At 70.9% G+C, this 15,284-nt stretch carries 14 protein-coding genes and 1 tRNA gene; 4 read left to right on the top strand and 11 right to left on the bottom strand.

The features are described 5' to 3' along the window. Window positions 1-16 precede the first annotated feature (16 nt). Together AB0N06_RS15010 and AB0N06_RS15015 are read right to left on the bottom strand one after the other, a co-directional pair. On the bottom strand, window positions 17-256 hold the full coding sequence (locus tag AB0N06_RS15010; RefSeq protein WP_366135109.1) for a hypothetical protein: 240 nt from the start codon (window positions 254-256) through the stop codon (window positions 17-19). 136 nt (window positions 257-392) lie between these two features. Continuing rightward, window positions 393-465 (bottom strand) — tRNA-Thr (locus tag AB0N06_RS15015). 163 nt (window positions 466-628) lie between these two features. Here AB0N06_RS15015 and AB0N06_RS15020 point away from each other — a divergent pair. The 4 genes from AB0N06_RS15020 to AB0N06_RS15035 all read left to right on the top strand — a co-directional run bounded on the left by AB0N06_RS15020 (window position 629) and on the right by AB0N06_RS15035 (window position 3,866). Further along, window positions 629-1,228, top strand: coding sequence for a helix-turn-helix domain-containing protein (locus AB0N06_RS15020; RefSeq protein ID WP_366135110.1), 600 nt, complete (start codon window positions 629-631; stop codon window positions 1,226-1,228). A 110-nt stretch (window positions 1,229-1,338) separates the two neighbouring features. Continuing rightward, window positions 1,339-2,475 (top strand): sn-glycerol-3-phosphate ABC transporter ATP-binding protein UgpC, encoded by a 1,137-nt coding sequence (gene ugpC / locus AB0N06_RS15025; RefSeq protein WP_366135111.1) that lies wholly within the window; start codon window positions 1,339-1,341, stop codon window positions 2,473-2,475. 231 nt (window positions 2,476-2,706) lie between these two features. Beyond that, a complete protein-coding gene (locus tag AB0N06_RS15030; protein WP_366135112.1) occupies window positions 2,707-3,120 on the top strand; it encodes a hypothetical protein in 414 nt (137 codons plus the stop codon). 35 nt (window positions 3,121-3,155) lie between these two features. Further along, window positions 3,156-3,866: a nucleotidyltransferase family protein gene (locus tag AB0N06_RS15035; protein WP_366135113.1), complete on the top strand. Its 711-nt coding sequence runs from the start codon at window positions 3,156-3,158 to the stop codon at window positions 3,864-3,866. Between the two features lie 105 nt (window positions 3,867-3,971). Here AB0N06_RS15035 and AB0N06_RS15040 read toward each other — a convergent pair whose 3' ends face one another. The 9 genes from AB0N06_RS15040 to AB0N06_RS15080 all read right to left on the bottom strand — a co-directional run bounded on the left by AB0N06_RS15040 (window position 3,972) and on the right by AB0N06_RS15080 (window position 15,269). Continuing rightward, window positions 3,972-5,597: a DoxX family membrane protein gene (locus AB0N06_RS15040; RefSeq protein ID WP_366135114.1), complete on the bottom strand. Its 1,626-nt coding sequence runs from the start codon at window positions 5,595-5,597 to the stop codon at window positions 3,972-3,974. A 203-nt stretch (window positions 5,598-5,800) separates the two neighbouring features. Further along, window positions 5,801-6,757, bottom strand: coding sequence for a 23S rRNA (guanosine(2251)-2'-O)-methyltransferase RlmB (gene rlmB, locus AB0N06_RS15045; protein ID WP_366135115.1), 957 nt, complete (start codon window positions 6,755-6,757; stop codon window positions 5,801-5,803). An 80-nt stretch (window positions 6,758-6,837) separates the two neighbouring features. Beyond that, on the bottom strand, window positions 6,838-8,241 hold the full coding sequence (gene cysS, locus AB0N06_RS15050) for a cysteine--tRNA ligase (RefSeq protein WP_366135116.1): 1,404 nt from the start codon (window positions 8,239-8,241) through the stop codon (window positions 6,838-6,840). A gap of 819 nt (window positions 8,242-9,060) precedes the next feature. Next, window positions 9,061-9,465 carry an NUDIX hydrolase gene (locus tag AB0N06_RS15055; RefSeq protein WP_366135117.1) on the bottom strand — a complete coding sequence of 135 codons (405 nt, stop codon included), beginning with the start codon at window positions 9,463-9,465 and terminating at the stop codon, window positions 9,061-9,063. Continuing rightward, complete coding sequence (locus AB0N06_RS15060; protein ID WP_366135118.1) at window positions 9,462-10,487, bottom strand: CHAD domain-containing protein; 1,026 nt, start codon at window positions 10,485-10,487, stop codon at window positions 9,462-9,464. The genes AB0N06_RS15055 and AB0N06_RS15060 overlap by 4 nt, the downstream gene beginning before the upstream one ends. Further along, window positions 10,474-12,729, bottom strand: coding sequence for an RNA degradosome polyphosphate kinase (locus AB0N06_RS15065; protein WP_366135119.1), 2,256 nt, complete (start codon window positions 12,727-12,729; stop codon window positions 10,474-10,476). The genes AB0N06_RS15060 and AB0N06_RS15065 overlap by 14 nt, the downstream gene beginning before the upstream one ends. A 268-nt stretch (window positions 12,730-12,997) precedes the next feature. Next, window positions 12,998-13,972: an ABC transporter permease subunit gene (locus AB0N06_RS15070; protein ID WP_366135120.1), complete on the bottom strand. Its 975-nt coding sequence runs from the start codon at window positions 13,970-13,972 to the stop codon at window positions 12,998-13,000. After that, window positions 13,969-14,865 carry an ABC transporter ATP-binding protein gene (locus AB0N06_RS15075; protein WP_366135121.1) on the bottom strand — a complete coding sequence of 299 codons (897 nt, stop codon included), beginning with the start codon at window positions 14,863-14,865 and terminating at the stop codon, window positions 13,969-13,971. The genes AB0N06_RS15070 and AB0N06_RS15075 overlap by 4 nt, the downstream gene beginning before the upstream one ends. Beyond that, window positions 14,862-15,269, bottom strand: a complete 408-nt coding sequence (locus AB0N06_RS15080) for a GntR family transcriptional regulator (protein WP_037695823.1) — start codon at window positions 15,267-15,269, stop codon at window positions 14,862-14,864. Before AB0N06_RS15080 ends, AB0N06_RS15075 begins: the two co-directional genes overlap by 4 nt. Window positions 15,270-15,284: the final 15 nt, after the last annotated feature.

Here is a 15,284-nt window from a genome sequence, read left to right on the forward strand (position 1 = left end):
GCTCGCGGTGTCGGGATCAATGGTGGAGCAGTTCCTTGATCGCCGAACGGAAGGGTTCCAGCAGCTGGTTGGCCTCCTTGATGCCGTCGGGGGAACCGAGGTCCGCGATGCTGCGGTACGGCAGTGCTTCGAGTGGTCCGTCCGCACAGTCCGCGAGGCGGCCTTCGAAGAGCACCAGGGCCCGCGGTGACGGGTTGCGTTGAGAACCCCAGATCATCCCCATGGCTTCGGGTGCCTGGGCCTGGATCTCCCGCACCCAGCGCCGGCACGATGGGGCCCGTCCGAAGCCACAACTGAGACTACGGACACCCGCGCGGCCCGCTCCCGGCGTCGTCGCCACGTCCGCTCAACAAAAGAACCCCAGCTCAGAGCGCACCCGAGCTGGGGTTTTGAGCCGCCTGTCGGAATCGAACCGACGACCTGAACGTTACAAAGGTCCTGCTCTGCCAACTGAGCTAAGGCGGCAACGCACACAGCGAAACCGCGCGCGCAATTTCCCACACTCTACACAGCGGCCCACCTCCTGATCCACAAAGTTCTTCCGCACCCGTGACCACTCGACCATCCGTGCGTTAAGAGGACTGACGCGCTGTTCCGACTATCGGACGGCGAGAGCGGGGGAGCGGACATGGTGGATTCGGCAGACCAGCACATACGTATCACGGGGGAAGAGGCCCAGCGCGTCAAGCGGGAGGCACTCGGCATCCCGGACCGCCGGAAGCATCATGGCCGGGCGTCGACCCGGCTGAAGGGCCGTACCAAGGAGCCAGGCACCCAGCAGCGGGTCTACCGCTACCGCTTCTACCCTGACCCGGCGCAGGCCGAGCAGCTGGAGAAGACCTTCGGCGCCTGTCGGTGGGTCTACAACGAGGGCCTGACTCTCCGTGCCAATGCGTGGGAGCGGCACAGGCTCTCGGTGGGTTTCGCGGAGTCGTGCCGGGCGCTGATCGGAGCTGCCCGAGGTGCTGCTGGCCGCGTGAGCGGGCGCGATGTGAGTGTTACGGACCGACGGGCCGTCGGTCGACATGCCTGTGGAGCCCATGTAAGACCGGCCGGGTGTGACCGTCAGTGTTGCGTCGGATTGGCGGCGGGTGGCGAAGCAGGAAGTGCTGCATCTGTGGCAGGGGTCAAAAGTATTCCGCTCTGCCTGCATCTGCGCACGGGTCAAAAGTTCGGTGCTCTGGCTGCCCCTCCCGATGCGAGATATCAGTCGCCCTCGAACTACTGACAGATTCGACATGGCCAGGTAGCGTCGCGGCAGGTTCACCCAGGTGGACCAGACCACTCCCGTACTCGGATCGTCCGGCACGTTCCTGCCGGTGGAGGAGAAGATTCAGCATGGCCAGTGTCACGTTCGACAAGGCGTCCCGCGTCTACCCCGGCTCCACCAAGCCCGCCGTGGACCAGCTCGAGATCGACATCGCGGACGGTGAGTTCCTCGTCCTCGTCGGCCCTTCCGGTTGTGGCAAGTCGACCTCCCTGCGCATGCTCGCGGGTCTCGAGGACGTGAACGGCGGCGCGATCCGCATCGGTGACCGCGATGTCACGCACCTGCCGCCGAAGGACCGGGACATCGCCATGGTGTTCCAGAACTACGCGCTCTACCCGCACATGACCGTCGCGGACAACATGGGCTTCGCGCTGAAGATCGCCGGTGTCAACAAGACCGAGATCCGGACGAAGGTCGAAGAGGCCGCCAAGATGCTGGACCTCACCGAGTACCTGGACCGCAAGCCGAAGGCGCTCTCCGGTGGTCAGCGTCAGCGTGTCGCGATGGGCCGCGCCATCGTGCGTGAGCCGCAGGTCTTCCTGATGGACGAGCCGCTGTCGAACCTCGACGCCAAGCTCCGTGTCTCCACCCGTACGCAGATCGCGTCGCTCCAGCGCCGCCTCGGCATCACGACCGTGTACGTCACGCACGACCAGGTCGAGGCCCTCACCATGGGTGACCGCGTCGCGGTCCTCAAGGACGGTCTGCTGCAGCAGGTCGACTCGCCGCGCAACATGTACGACCGCCCGGCCAACCTCTTCGTCGCCGGCTTCATCGGCTCCCCGGCCATGAACCTGGTCGAGGTCCCGATCACCGACGGTGGCGTGAAGTTCGGCAACAGCGTCGTCCCGGTCTCCCGCGAGGCGCTCACCGCCGCCGCGGACAAGGGCGACACCACGGTCACGGTCGGCATCCGCCCGGAGCACTTCGACATCGTCGAGCACGGTGGCGCCGCCGCCAAGTCGCTCTCCAAGGACAGTGCCGACGCCCCGGCCGGTCTGGCCGTCTCGGTCAACGTCGTCGAGGAGCTCGGCGCCGACGGCTTCGTCTACGGTTCCGCGCGTGTCGGCGGTGCGGACAAGGACCTGGTCGTCCGCGTCGGCGGCCGCGCCGTGCCGGAGAAGGGCACCACGCTGCACGTCGTGCCGCGCCCGGACGAGCTGCACGTCTTCTCGACCTCGACGGGTGCGCGTCTCACCGACTGACGTCACACACGCCGTACGACGGCCCCGCGCCCCTCGTGGTGCGGGGCCGTCCGCGTACCGAAGCGCGTGTGCGGGTTTGAACCAGGACATCCGACATCTTCGACAAATACCCTGGCACTTCGGTCATTTCACCGGCGGTCGTCAACGCGAGATTCGAAAAGCAGCCTCGAACCATCCCCCGCAAGGGTGACGCAATGTCGTCACCTCGTCACCGCCCGCTACGCTCGCTGCGTGACCCACACCGCGCGCCGCATCGGCCGAACTCTCGCTCTCGTCCTGCCCGTCGTCATGGTCCTGTCCGGGACTCTCGCGGTCACCCGTGTGCCGTGGGCAGCGCACAACTCCGAGTCGCAGGTCCTCACCGCGTCGGCTCGGACCGTATCGAAGCACGCCACGTCGCACACCCCGCAGGACATCCTGCGCGACCGGCTTCTCGTGGAGCTTCAGGAGAAGGACCCAGGCGTCGCGCTGACGCACCTCCAGCGCGCCGTCGAGGGACGCCCCTCGCTCGCCCGGCACTGCATGTCGATCGCCAGGGAGCTGGGCCGCGCCGCGGTCGAGCAGTACGGTCCGACGCGGGCGCACCGGTTCTCCCGCCCGGTCTGCGACACGTCGTTCGCCTCGGGTGTCGCGCAGTTCAGCTGACCGGCCCGGTCCGGGAGCGGCCTATCGTGCCTGGCATGCATACGTATCCGACGCAGGCCGTGATCCTGGCAGGTGGCCAGGGATCGCGGCTGCGCCCGTACACCGATGACCGCCCCAAGCCGATGGTCGAGATCCCGGGCACCGGGACCCCGATCATCGGCCATCAGCTTTCCTGGCTGGCCGCCGAGGGTGTGACCGATGTCGTCGTCTCGTGCGGTCATCTGGCCGAGGTGCTCCAGGAGTGGCTCGCCGAGGCCGTCCTGCCGCTCCGGGTGACCACCGTGGTGGAGTCGGAGCCGCTGGGCCGCGGCGGCGGCCTGAGGTACGCCGCTGCCCGGCTGCCGGATCCGTCGGAGCCCTGGTATGCCACCAACGGCGACATCTGGACCCGTTTCTCGCTGCGTGAGATGGCCGCGTTCCATGCGGAGCGCGATGCGACCGCCACACTGGCTCTGGCCCGTCCCCGTATCCCGTGGGGTGCCGTGGAGACGGACGCGTTCGGGCACATCACCGACTTCATCGAGTCGCCGCCGTCCCCGTATCTGATCAACGCGGGTGTGTACGTCTTCTCGCCGGCGTTCACGGCGCTGCTGCCGGAACGCGGCGACCATGAGCGGACGACCTTCCCCCGGCTGGCCCGCGAGCGGCGGCTGGCCGGATACCCGCTGCCGCACGGCGCGTACTGGCGGGCCATCGACACGGCGAAGGACCTGGCCGAGGCGGCGAGGGAGCTGGACGGCCGGTAGCGCCGCGCCACGGCGGGCACGCCGGAGGGGCGGTCACCGGAGTTCCGGTGACCGCCCCTCCCGCGTGGCGTGCGGCTGAGACCGACCGGCAATGAGGGGCCGGTCTCAGCCGAGCAGGCCGCCGATCGGGTTGCGGCCGCCGCCCGACGTGCCGCCGGACGTCGAGCCCGTGGAGCCGCCGCCGGTCGAACCACCGCTGGTGGAGCCGCCGCCGGTGCCGGTGGAGCCGGAGGAGCTCGGTCCGGCGCTGGTCGTCGGGGGCTGCTGCGGGGTCGTCTGCTGCGGGGGCTGCTGCCCGGTGCCCTGTGTCTGGCTGGGCTGTCCGGCACCGACACCGGCGGCCCGACCGGACTCGCGGACGCTGTCCGTGCCGGGCGTGGACGCCTGTGCGGAGGGTGTGGCAGCGGCGCTGGAGCGCGCCGGGGAGGGCTTCTGGCCGGCGGGGCTGCGCGAGGCACTGCCCTTGCCCGACTTCTGCGGGAGGGGGGAGCCGGGGAGCTGGTTGGTCGGGTTGTCGTTCGGTCCGGGCACGGTGACGACCTCGGAGGAGCGGACGGCACCGCCGAGCATCGAACCGACGAGCAGGGTGAGCCCGACGACGACGGTGGCGACGACGGCACCGCGGCGCAGCACCCGGCGGCGCAGGTCCCAGATCGCGGAGCGCGGGCCGAGCCTGCGCCACGCCTCGCCGGCCAGGCGGCCGTCGACGGAGTAGACGGGGGCGCCCGCGATGACGAGCGGGCTCCACGCGGCGAGGTAGATGATGTCCGGCGCGTCGTAGACGGCGACGGTCCGCCAGCTGACGGTGACCAGCAGCGCGGCGGAGAGCAGGGCGCCGACCGAGGCGGCGACCCGCTGCCAGAGGCCGAGGACGGTGAGGACGCCGACGACGACCTGGAGGAAGGCGACGGTGAGTCCGGCCCCGACCGGGTGCGAGAGTGCGAAGTCCCGCAGCGGTTCGGCGAGTCCCCAGGGGTGCAGCGAGGTCAGCCATTTGACCATGGAGCCGCGCTCGCCGCCGTCGAAGTAGACGGGGTCGCAGAGCTTGCCCATGCCCGCGCAGATGGAGATGAAGCCGAGGAACACCCGCATCGGCAGGAGTACGACCCCGAGGTTCATCCGGCGTCCGGGGTAGTACGCGTGCCGGACGGTGTCGGCGCTGTGCCGTTGCGACCTGCTCCCGACGGTCTCGTCGAACTCGTCGTCCTCGTACGGTTCATGGTCGTACGGGCCGGGGTCGATGGTGTCGTAGGCGCCGACCGCCTGTCGCATCGGGGGCAGCAGCGGGCCTTTGCCGTGGCGGCCGCCGGACCGTTGGGGGGCGGGGATGATGGGGGTGGGCTGGGTTTCGTCCAGGCGCGGGATGACCTGGGTGGCTCCCGATCCGCCGCCGAACTCGTCGCCGTACGGGCGGTACCCGCCGTCGAGGCCGACCGCGGTGGAGTTCCGTACGGCCTGGAGGAGTCCGGTGGCGCCGGGGTCGCCGGGGGCGGACTTGCCGCTCCATACAACGGGCGAGCGCCTGCCGCGTCCCGCCCCGCTGCCGCTCATGGCGGGGACCCTGGCGGACCCCGCGGGGGCGGCACCGCGCACCCGTGCGCGCTGGCCGGGGGCGAGCTGCACCCGGAAGCTGGCGTGGTTGACGATGACCTGCGCTGGGTCGCAGTCCACCTTGGCCATGCTCAGGGCGGGTAGTTCGTCGAACCGAGGCGTTCTGGTGTCCACACTCATCTAACCGAGTGATGTGTGATTAGGACACTGCCTTGACGGCCCCGATGTGTCCGAGACCCGTCAACAGGCCCGGGCGGTGCGGTGGCCTGGGTGCGCGTGGCGGTCGGTGCCGCCGCGTCTGCCGAGGTCGGAGCCCTGCGCCGCCGTCCGGCAGCGCAGGCTCCCGGACGGCCGCTCTCGGGCCCGTCCGGGAGCCGCCCCGGTCAGACGCGGCGCCGGGCCGCCTCGTACAGCACGATGCCCGCGGCGACGCCGGCGTTCAGCGACTCCGCGCCGCCCGGCATCGGGATCCGGACGAGGTAGTCGCAGGTCTCGCCGACCAGACGGCCCAGGCCCTTGCCCTCGCTGCCGATGACGATGACGACGGGGCCGCTGAGCGCCTCCAGGTCCTGGACGGTGTGCTCGCCGTCCGCGGCGAGGCCGACGACCGTGATGCCGGCCTTCTGGTAGCCCTCCAGGGCGCGGGTCAGATTCGTCACCCGGGAGACCGGCGTACGGGCCGCCGTGCCCGCCGAGGACTTCCAGGCGCCCGCCGTCATCCCGGCCGCACGGCGCTCCGGCACGACGACGCCGTGGCCGCCGAACGCGGAGACGGAGCGGACGACCGCACCGAGGTTGCGCGGGTCGGTGACGCCGTCGAGGGCGACGATCAGCGGGTCCTCGCCGTTGTCGTACGCGGCAGCGGTGAGGTCCTCCGGGTGCGCGTACTCGTACGGCGGGACCTGCAGGACGAGGCCCTGGTGGTTCAGGCCGTTCGTCATCCGGTCGAGCTCGGGGCGCGGCGCCTCCATCAGGTTGATGTTGCCGCGCTGGGCGGCGAGCTGGAGCGCGTCGCGCACCCGCTCGTCGTTGTCGATGTACTGCTGGACGTACAGAGTGGTCGCCGGGACGCCGTCGCGCAGCGCCTCGTAGACCGGGTTGCGGCCCACGACCATCTCGGACGTGCCCTTGGCGCCACCGCGCCGCGGGGCGGGTCGGCGGGCAGCGGCCTGTCGGGCCTGGGCGTTCGCCACCCGGTTCTTCTTGTGCCCCTTGCGGGCGGAGGCGGGCGGCGTCGGCCCCTTGCCTTCCAGGCCACGGCGACGCTGCCCACCGCTGCCGACCTGCATGCCCTTCTTGTTGGACGTGCGGCGGTTCCTGCGCTGGCTGTTCCCGGCCATGACCTACCTGTTTCGTTGCTTCAGACGTGCGTACGTAATGAAAGTGTGCCGCCCGGAACGCCGGGCGGCACACGGACGGCCTACTGGCGCGGGCCGAGCGTCCACCGTGGGCCCGTCGGACTGTCCTCGATGACGAGGCCCGACTGGTTGAGCTGGTCCCGGATGGCGTCAGCGGCGGGCCAGTCCTTGCGGTCGCGAGCCGACTGGCGCTGGTCCAGGACGAGGCGTACGAGCGAGTCGACGACCCCGTGCAGATCCTCGCCGCGGTCGCTCTCCCCCGCCCAGTGTTCGTCGAGCGGGTCGAGGCCGAGGACGCCGAGCATCGCGCGGACCTCCGCGAGCCTGGCGACGGCCGCTTCCTTGTCGTCGGCGGCGAGCGCGGAGTTGCCCTGCCGGACGGTGGTGTGGACGATCGCGAGCGCCTGCGGAACGCCCAGGTCGTCGTCCATCGCCTCGGCGAACGCGGGCGGCACCTCGGAGGCGGCGACGACCTCGCCGCCGGCCTTCTCGATGACCCGCTGGATGAAGCCCTCGATCCGTGCGAACGCGGACTCCGCCTCGCGCAGCGCCTCCTCGCTGTACTCGATCATCGACCGGTAGTGCGGGGTGCCGAGGTAGTAGCGGAGCACGATGGGGCGCCACGCCTTGACCATCTCGCTGACGAGCACCGAGTTGCCGAGCGACTTCGACATCTTCTCGCCGGACATGGTGACCCAGCCGTTGTGCACCCAGTACTTCGCGAACTCGTCGCCGTAGGCCTTCGCCTGGGCGATCTCGTTCTCGTGGTGCGGGAAGATCAGGTCGATGCCGCCGCCGTGGATGTCGAAGGCGGTGCCGAGGTACTTGTGCGCCATGGCGGAGCACTCCAGGTGCCAGCCGGGGCGGCCGCGGCCCCACGGGGTCTCCCAGCTGGGCTCGCCCGGCTTGGTCGCCTTCCACATCGCGAAGTCGCGCTGGTCGCGCTTGCCGGTCTCGCCCTCGCCGGACGGCTGGCGCAGGTCGTCCAGGTCCTGGTTGGAGAGCTCCAGGTAGCCGGGGAACGACCGCACGTCGAAGTAGACGTTGCCGTCGGCCTCGTAGGCATGACCGCGCTCGATCAGGCCGCGCATCATCTCGACCATCTCGGTGATGTGGCCGGTGGCGCGCGGTTCGTAGGTGGGCGGGAGGCAGCCGAGCGCGTCGTAGCCGTCGTTGAACGCGCGCTCGTTCTCGTACCCGATCGACCACCAGGGGCGGCCCTGCTCGGACGACTTCCCGATGATCTTGTCGTCGATGTCGGTGACGTTCCGGATGAACGTGACGTCGTAGCCGCGGTAGGCGAACCAGCGGCGCATGATGTCGAAGTTCAGCCCGGACCGGATGTGCCCGATGTGCGGGGCGGCCTGGACGGTCGCGCCACAGAGGTAGATCGAGACACAGCCCGCTGTGAGCGGGACGAAGTCACGGATCTGCCGGGCGCTGGTGTCGTACAGGCGAATAGTCACCCCTCAAGGGTAGTGGGCCCGCACCTGTGCGCAGTGCCCCCTTGGGGGCAGCGAGACAACTTCGTATGGCCGGCGCCCGAAAGTGGCCGCCGTCTTTGTCCTCAAGCGCGGGGCGGGCTGGGTGTGCGGGCGTGCCGTGTCCGGCGGGTCCGGGCCCACGGGGGTGGGCGGTTCCGTCCTCAAGCGCGGGTCGGGCTGGGTGTGCGGGCGTGCCGTGTCCGGCGGGTCCGGGCCCACGGGGGTGGGCGGTTCCGTCCTCAAGCGCGGGGCGGGCTTGGGTGTGCGGGCGTGCCGTGTCCGGCGGGTCCGGGCCCACGGGGGTGGGCGGTTCCGTCCTCAAGCGCCGGACGGGCTTGGGGTGTGCGTCTGGTTCCTGGTGGTGCCGTCGCCTTGTCGGGTGGGTGGTGGTCCGGGGCCCCTCCGGGGTGTCTCCTCGGGCGACGAACGTTCGGCGGGTACGCGAGGGAGCCCGGGTCTTTGTTCGTCGCCCTGCGGGGACTCCCCTGCACGGCCCCGGACCGGCCGTCGCGCGTCTGCGGCCCGGTGTGTCTCCGGGTCGCGGGCGCGGGTGATGCCTGGGTGGGGCCGTGCAGGGGAGTCCCCGCAGGGGCTGGCGTACGTGCCGGGTTCGTCCGCGTTGCCGGCTTCCGCGCCAGTCCTGAGGAGACGCCCCGGAGGGGCCCCACCCGCCCCGCCACCGGACAGCGCGGCGGCGCCCCGGGGCACGGCGCCGAAAATCAAGCCTGTCCGGCGATTGAGGACGGAACCGGTCACCCCGGACCCGGGGACGAGAACCGCACCGCCCGCCGGGGCAACCCCTCATCCGCTGATCAGCAGCGCGTCCAGCAGGTCGCGGTCGCGGGGCTGGGTCAGGTGGGTGCGGGCCGCTTCCGGGGGGAGCCAGACAATGCGGTCCACCTCGTCGCTGGGGACGAACACGCCGTCCGTCGCCTCGGCCGCCCAGTACAGGACTTCCTTGGGGCGGCCGTTCGCGAGATACCGGACCGTGGGCAGCGGGGGCCCCGGTGCGCAGTGGTGGCCGGTCTCCTCCAGAACCTCGCGCACGGCGGCGTCGATGGCCGGCTCGCCGCGCTTGAGCTTGCCCTTCGGATGTGACCAGTCGTCGTAACGGGGCCGATGGACCAGGCAGATCTCGAGCTCCCCGGAGTGCTCCGACCGGCGCCACAGCACACACCCCGCGGCCTGGACGATCCCGCCGCTCATGGCGTGGTCACAGCCGCTGTCGTGTACGGCCAGGTCTCCCGGAACGCCCCGCGGGCCGCCTCCACCTCGTGCCGCTGGTCGGCGTGGAGCACCCCCAGGGCGTAGGCGGTGGCCGGCGCGATCCTCGGCGTACGGGCCGCCGATGCCGCTGCCGCGGCTGCCTCCGCCGCGTCCCGGTGCAGGTCGAGCGCGTGTCCGGGGGCAGCCAGGACCGGGTCGGGGGCGCCGCGTACCACCTCGTGGGCGTACCGGTGCAGTCGCAGCAGAAGGCGGGCCTGGTGCCAGGGCGCGTCGTGCGCCTCGTTGTACGGCTCGACCGTGTCGTCGGACGGGAGCGCGGCCACCGCACCGAGCAGCCGCTGCTCGGCCCGGTCCGCGGGCCCGTGCAGCATCTCGGCGGCCGGGGCCGTGGCCGCGGCGGAGAGCGGGACCTCGGAGGCGAGCAGGGCGACCGCGTCGGCGACCGCGTGGAACCGGGACGAGCCGAGCGCCTGGAGGGCCGCCGAGTGGGCGCGGGTCCTGGCGAGGGTGAGCTGCCGTTCGAGAAGCGCCCCTGCCCTGGCCGCACCGACGCCGAGTGCGGCGCGTTCCTTGGCCTGCGCGGCGTCGTGCTGGGTGAGATCGAGATCGATGCCGGAGGCGGTCCACTGGGTGCGGGGCGGCGAGGTGCCGGACAGAACGTGCAGCGCTTCGACGAGCCGGGTCAGCCGGGTCGCGTACGCGTGCTCGCGGGCCAGCGTGCCGGAGAGCCAGGCCAGTTCCGTACGGAGCTGCTCGGCCCAGCCGGGTTCGAGCGCCGACCGGAAGGTGTGCAGGGTGCCGCTGATGCGGCGGGCCGAGCGGCGCAGTGCACCGGCGGCCTGCTCGGCGGCGAGTGTCCCGGCGTCCGTGGGGGCGCTGTTCTCGCGGTGCAGGCGCAGGCTGCGAAGGAAGTTCGCGGCCTGTTCCTGCAGGTAGGGGGCGAGGACTGCGCCCGCGGACACGTCCGTCCGGGTCGTCGTCTGGTGGTCAGGGCGTCGCACGCCGGCGCCTCCGGGCGTCAATGAGCATTTCCTGTACGTGCCGCAGCGGCTGGCCGTCCGCGTCCGTGGCGTGCCGGTTCCAGTTCCCGTCGGGACCGAGGTGCCAGGAGGAGGTGGTGTCGGCCATACCGGTCTCCAGGAGTCGGCTGAGCGCGGCACGGTGGGCGGGGTCGGTGACCCGGACCAGTGCTTCGATCCGGCGGTCGAGGTTGCGGTGCATCATGTCGGCGCTGCCGAACCACACTTCGGGTTCGCCGCCGTTGCCGAACGAGAAGATTCGGGAGTGTTCGAGGAAGCGGCCCAGTATCGAGCGGACCCGGATGTTCTCGGAGAGGCCGGTGACGCCGGGGCGGATCGCGCAGATGCCGCGTACCCAGATGTCCACCGGCACGCCCGCCATCGCGGCCCGGTAGCAGGCGTCGATGATCGCTTCGTCGACCATCGAGTTGACCTTGAACCGTACGTAGGCGGGGCGTCCGGCCCGCTGGTGCGCGATTTCCTTGTTTATCCGGGAGATCAGCCCGTCGCGCAGGGACTTGGGGGCGACGAGGAGGCGGCGGTACGTCTCGCGGCGGGAGTAGCCGGAGAGCCGGTTGAAGAGGTCGGAGAGGTCCGCGCCGACTTGCGGGTCGGCGGTCAGCAGGCCGAGGTCCTCGTACAGCCGGGCCGTCTTGGGGTGGTAGTTGCCGGTGCCGACATGGGAGTAGCGGCGCAGCGTGTCGCCCTCCTGGCGGACGACGAGCGAGAGCTTGCAGTGGGTCTTCAGGCCGACGAGGCCGTACACCACATGGCAGCCGGACTCCTCCAGCTTGCGTGCCCACTTGATGTTGGCCTGCTCGTCGAAGCGGGCCTTGATCTCGACGAGTACGAGGACCTGCTTGCCGGATTCGGCGGCGTCGATCAGGGCTTCCACTATCGGGGATTCGCCCGAGGTCCGGTACAGCGTCTGCTTGATGGCGAGAACGTCGGGGTCGGCGGCGGCCTGCTCCAGGAACGCCTGCACGGAGGTGGAGAACGAGTCGTACGGGTGGTGCAGCAGTACGTCGCGTTCGCGCAGCGCGGCGAAGATGTCGGGCGCCGAGGAGGACTCGACCTCGGCGAGATCGCGGTGGGTGCCCGCGATGAACCTGGGGTACTTCAGCTCCGGGCGGTCCAGTGACGCGATGCCGAACAGCCCGGTGAGGTCGAGCGGTCCGGGCAGCGGGTAGACCTCGGCGTCGGACACCTTCAGCTCGCGGACCAGCAGGTCGAGCACGTACGGGTCGATGGACTCCTCGACCTCCAGGCGTACCGGCGGGCCGAAGCGACGCCGCATGAGTTCCTTCTCCAGGGCCTTGAGCAGGTTCTCGGCGTCGTCCTCCTCGACTTCGAGGTCCTCGTTCCGGGTGACCCGGAACATGTGGTGGTCGAGGACTTCCATGCCCGGGAAGAGCTCTTCCAGATGCGCCGCGATGACGTCCTCGATGGGCACGTAACGCTGCGGCGATGCCTCCAGGAACCGGGTCAGCAGCGGCGGCACCTTGACGCGGGCGAAGTGGCGGTGGCCGCTGACCGGGTTGCGTACGACGACCGCGAGGTTGAGCGAGAGGCCCGAGATGTACGGGAAGGGGTGCGCCGGGTCGACGGCCAGCGGTGTCAGTACGGGGAAGACCCGCTGCCGGAAGAAGGTGAACAGGCGGGCCTGTTCCTTCTCGGTCAGCTCCGGCCAGCGGATCAGCTGGATGCCCTCGTCGGTCAGTGCGGGCGCGATGTCCTGCTGGTAGCAGGCGGCGTGCCGGGCCATGAGTTCGCGGGACCGGGTCCAGATCAGGTCGAGGACCTCGCGGGGCTGCAGACCGGACGCGGAGCGGGTGGCGACGCCGGTGGCGATACGGCGCTTGAGGCCGGCCACCCGGACCATGAAGAACTCGTCCAGGTTAGAGGCGAAGATGGCGAGGAAATTCGCTCGTTCGAGGAGGGGTGTCGCCGGGTCCTCGGCGAGCTCCAGCACCCGTTCGTTGAATGCGAGCCAACTGCGCTCCCGGTCCAGGAAGCGGCCCTGCGGCAGCTCGCTGCCGTCGACGTCGGGTTCGTACACGTCCACGTCGGCGTCGAGGTCGGGATCGAGGTCGGCGGCCATGGAGAGACCGGCTCCCGCGTAATTCGGGGATGCGACGGCATGGGGCCGGTGCGCGGCGAGAGAGCCGACCGACGGCTGCGCGGCGGGCTGGACCGGGACCTCGGAGCTGGGCAACTGGCTCATGGCCCTATTGTTCCGCGCGAAAGGCTTCTGGGGCGCGTCGGAAGGGGCGGAGATCGCGGAAAACCCGGGGTCTTTGCCGGAATCTCTCCCATTGCGGGGGGTCGGCACAGCTGGCTGCATCCTGAGAGGGTCGCAAGCGCGTCTGAATGGGCGGTAACGGCGACATGACGTGCAGGAAGCGGTGTGCGGTGCGGGTTGCGGTGTCGCGCTGCGTGTGCGGGGTCCGGGCCGCCCCCTCTGCGGCCCGGACCCCGACGATCGGGGCGGATCAGCCGTGGCGTCGGCGCAGCACCCGGAAGGCGAGGGCGACGGCAGCGGCGGCGAGGACGAGCAGGATGCCCGTCTCGACCAGCTGGAGCGGCCAGAAGTGCGAGGCGGGGTGGTAGTCGATGGAGAAGTGGGTGATGTCCTTGTCGGCCAGGCATTGCTTGAGGTCGGTGAGCCCGCTCAGGCATGCCTCGTCGGGCAGCCGTTCGCCGCTGCTGGTCACCCAGCCATGTCCGGTATCGACGGCCCCGTCGGGGAACCGGTAGTCGCTTGTCGGCTTGAACGTGGCTGTCAGCGTGGGCCACAGATCCATGCGCACGGCGTTCAGGGCCACCACCAGCGCGCCGTATCCGATCACGGTCACGACCATCGCGGCGACGGTGCGCCGCAGCAGCAGCCCGGCGAGTGCGCCGAGAGCCAGCATGCACAGGGCGTAGCCGACGGGGACGGTCCCGATCGAGCCGTACACCTCACGGGAGTACCGTCCCGACGGGTGGTGTATCGCGTTCTCCCGTGTCTGCGCCCAGGCGCAGACGGCCGACAGCACGGAGACGGAGGCCAGCGTCACGACGGCGGGCACGGCGAGTTTGGCGGCGAGCCAGCGGGCGGGTGTCACGGACTGGGACCACGCCACCTGGTAGGTGCCGCTCTCCAGTTCACGGGCGATCACCGGGCCTGCCACGAAGATCCCGGTGAACGCGGGGAGGACCATCATCAGCAGGCCGGACCAGTTGAGGACGTCCCTCATCCACAATTGGCGGTCGAGGAAGTCCCTCACCGTGTCGCCGCAGCTGGGCACGGTGTGCTCGACCGAGCAGCCCGTCGCGGCGAAGGCGTCCGCGACATGGTCGGTCCACAGCCAGGTGCCGACCAGGACGGCGATGGCCAGGACGGGGAGTGCGGCGAGGATCTGCAGGGCCCGCCGGTGCTGGGTCATGACGACGCGGGCCGGTCCGCGCAGAGCGATCGTGCTCATACGGCAGCCACCTCCCGGCCGGCCTCGGCGCTCGGCGTCAGCAGAGCAGGCGCCTGTGGGGACCGCAGATGCGCCAGTAGCAGCTCCTCCAGCGAGGGCTCCGAGGCCTCCCATACGGTGGTGTCCACGGGTCCCTGCCTCCGTACCAGTGCGGTCAGCCGCCGCCCCGTCGTGCGGGACTCGACGACGGTGTGCGGTGCCAGGTCCCGTACCGGACCCGTGAGCAGGGCGTGTGCGCCGAGGACGTCCTCGGTCTCGCCGCCGAGACGGACCCGGCCGCCGTCGACGAGCAGGAGGTAGTCGCAGGCGCTCTCCAGCTCGGTGAGGATGTGCGAGGACATCACGATGGTGGTGGCGTGCTCGGCGGCCTCCGCCATCAGGACGCCCATCAGCTGGTGCCGGACGAGCGGGTCGAGGTCGGCCATCGGCTCGTCGAGCAGCAGCAGTTCGGCGCGCTTGCCGAGCGCGAGGGCGAGCGCGAGGCGGGTGCGCTGGCCGCCGGAGAGCGTACGGACCCTGGCGTCCCTCGGGAGGTCCCCGATGACGTGTTCGGCGGTGGCCGGGTCCCAGGTGGCGGGGTTCAGCTCGGCGCCCGCCCAGAGCGTCTCGGCGACCGTCAACTGCGGGTAGAGCGGCTTGTCCTGGGCCACGAAGGCCATCCGGGTCCGCGCCTCGGCGGGCGTGGCGTCCAGGATCCGCAGGGTTCCCTCGACCGGCCGCAGGAACCCCGCGGCGAGGGAGAGCAGGGTGGACTTACCGGCGCCGTTGGGCCCGACGAGCGCGCACACGCGCCCCGCGGGCAGCCGGAACGAGCAGTCGCGCAGCGCCCAGCCACCGCTTTTGCGCCCGTACGTCATGCCGAGGCCGGTCGCCTCGATCGCAGCGCCTGTCATGTGCGGTCGTCCCCCTTGTACGTGCTGTCCAGTACGGCGGTGAAGAGCGCGGCCATGTCGTCGCGCTCCAGCCCCGCCGTGCGGGCCCGGCGGGCCCAGTCGGTGAGCTCTCCCCGCAGGGGTGTGTCCGTGGTGGCCGTGGTCCCGAGGGTCCGGCGCACGAATGTGCCCATCCCGCGCCGGGCCTCGACGAGACCCTCGCGCTCCAGTTCGCGGTAGGCCTTGAGCACGGTGTTCGGATTGATGGCGGTGGCCTCGACGACCTCGCGAGCGGTGGGCAGCCGGTCGCCGGGCTCCAGCAGTCCGAGGCGGAGGGCCTGTTTGGTCTGCTGGACGATCTGGAGGTACGTGGCGACGCCGCTGCGCCGGTCGATGCGGAACTCGACCGCTGCGGACTCTGCCATGTTCACCCCTTTCAC

Origin of the sequence: Streptomyces sp. NPDC051020, assembly GCF_040683105.1 — a bacterium.
Taxonomy (GTDB): domain Bacteria; phylum Actinomycetota; class Actinomycetes; order Streptomycetales; family Streptomycetaceae; genus Streptomyces.

Coding starts and splice junctions, on each gene's coding strand:
- rlmB (WP_366135115.1), bottom strand. CDS start 6,757: ATGGCCGGGAACAGCCAGCGCAGGAACCGCCGCACGTCCAACAAGAAG.
- AB0N06_RS15020 (WP_366135110.1), top strand. CDS start 629: ATGGTGGATTCGGCAGACCAGCACATACGTATCACGGGGGAAGAGGCC.
- AB0N06_RS15080 (WP_037695823.1), bottom strand. CDS start 15,269: ATGGCAGAGTCCGCAGCGGTCGAGTTCCGCATCGACCGGCGCAGCGGC.
- AB0N06_RS15055 (WP_366135117.1), bottom strand. CDS start 9,465: ATGAGCGGCGGGATCGTCCAGGCCGCGGGGTGTGTGCTGTGGCGCCGG.
- AB0N06_RS15040 (WP_366135114.1), bottom strand. CDS start 5,597: ATGAGTGTGGACACCAGAACGCCTCGGTTCGACGAACTACCCGCCCTG.
- AB0N06_RS15065 (WP_366135119.1), bottom strand. CDS start 12,729: ATGAGCCAGTTGCCCAGCTCCGAGGTCCCGGTCCAGCCCGCCGCGCAG.
- AB0N06_RS15035 (WP_366135113.1), top strand. CDS start 3,156: ATGCATACGTATCCGACGCAGGCCGTGATCCTGGCAGGTGGCCAGGGA.
- AB0N06_RS15070 (WP_366135120.1), bottom strand. CDS start 13,972: ATGAGCACGATCGCTCTGCGCGGACCGGCCCGCGTCGTCATGACCCAG.
- AB0N06_RS15075 (WP_366135121.1), bottom strand. CDS start 14,865: ATGACAGGCGCTGCGATCGAGGCGACCGGCCTCGGCATGACGTACGGG.
- ugpC (WP_366135111.1), top strand. CDS start 1,339: ATGGCCAGTGTCACGTTCGACAAGGCGTCCCGCGTCTACCCCGGCTCC.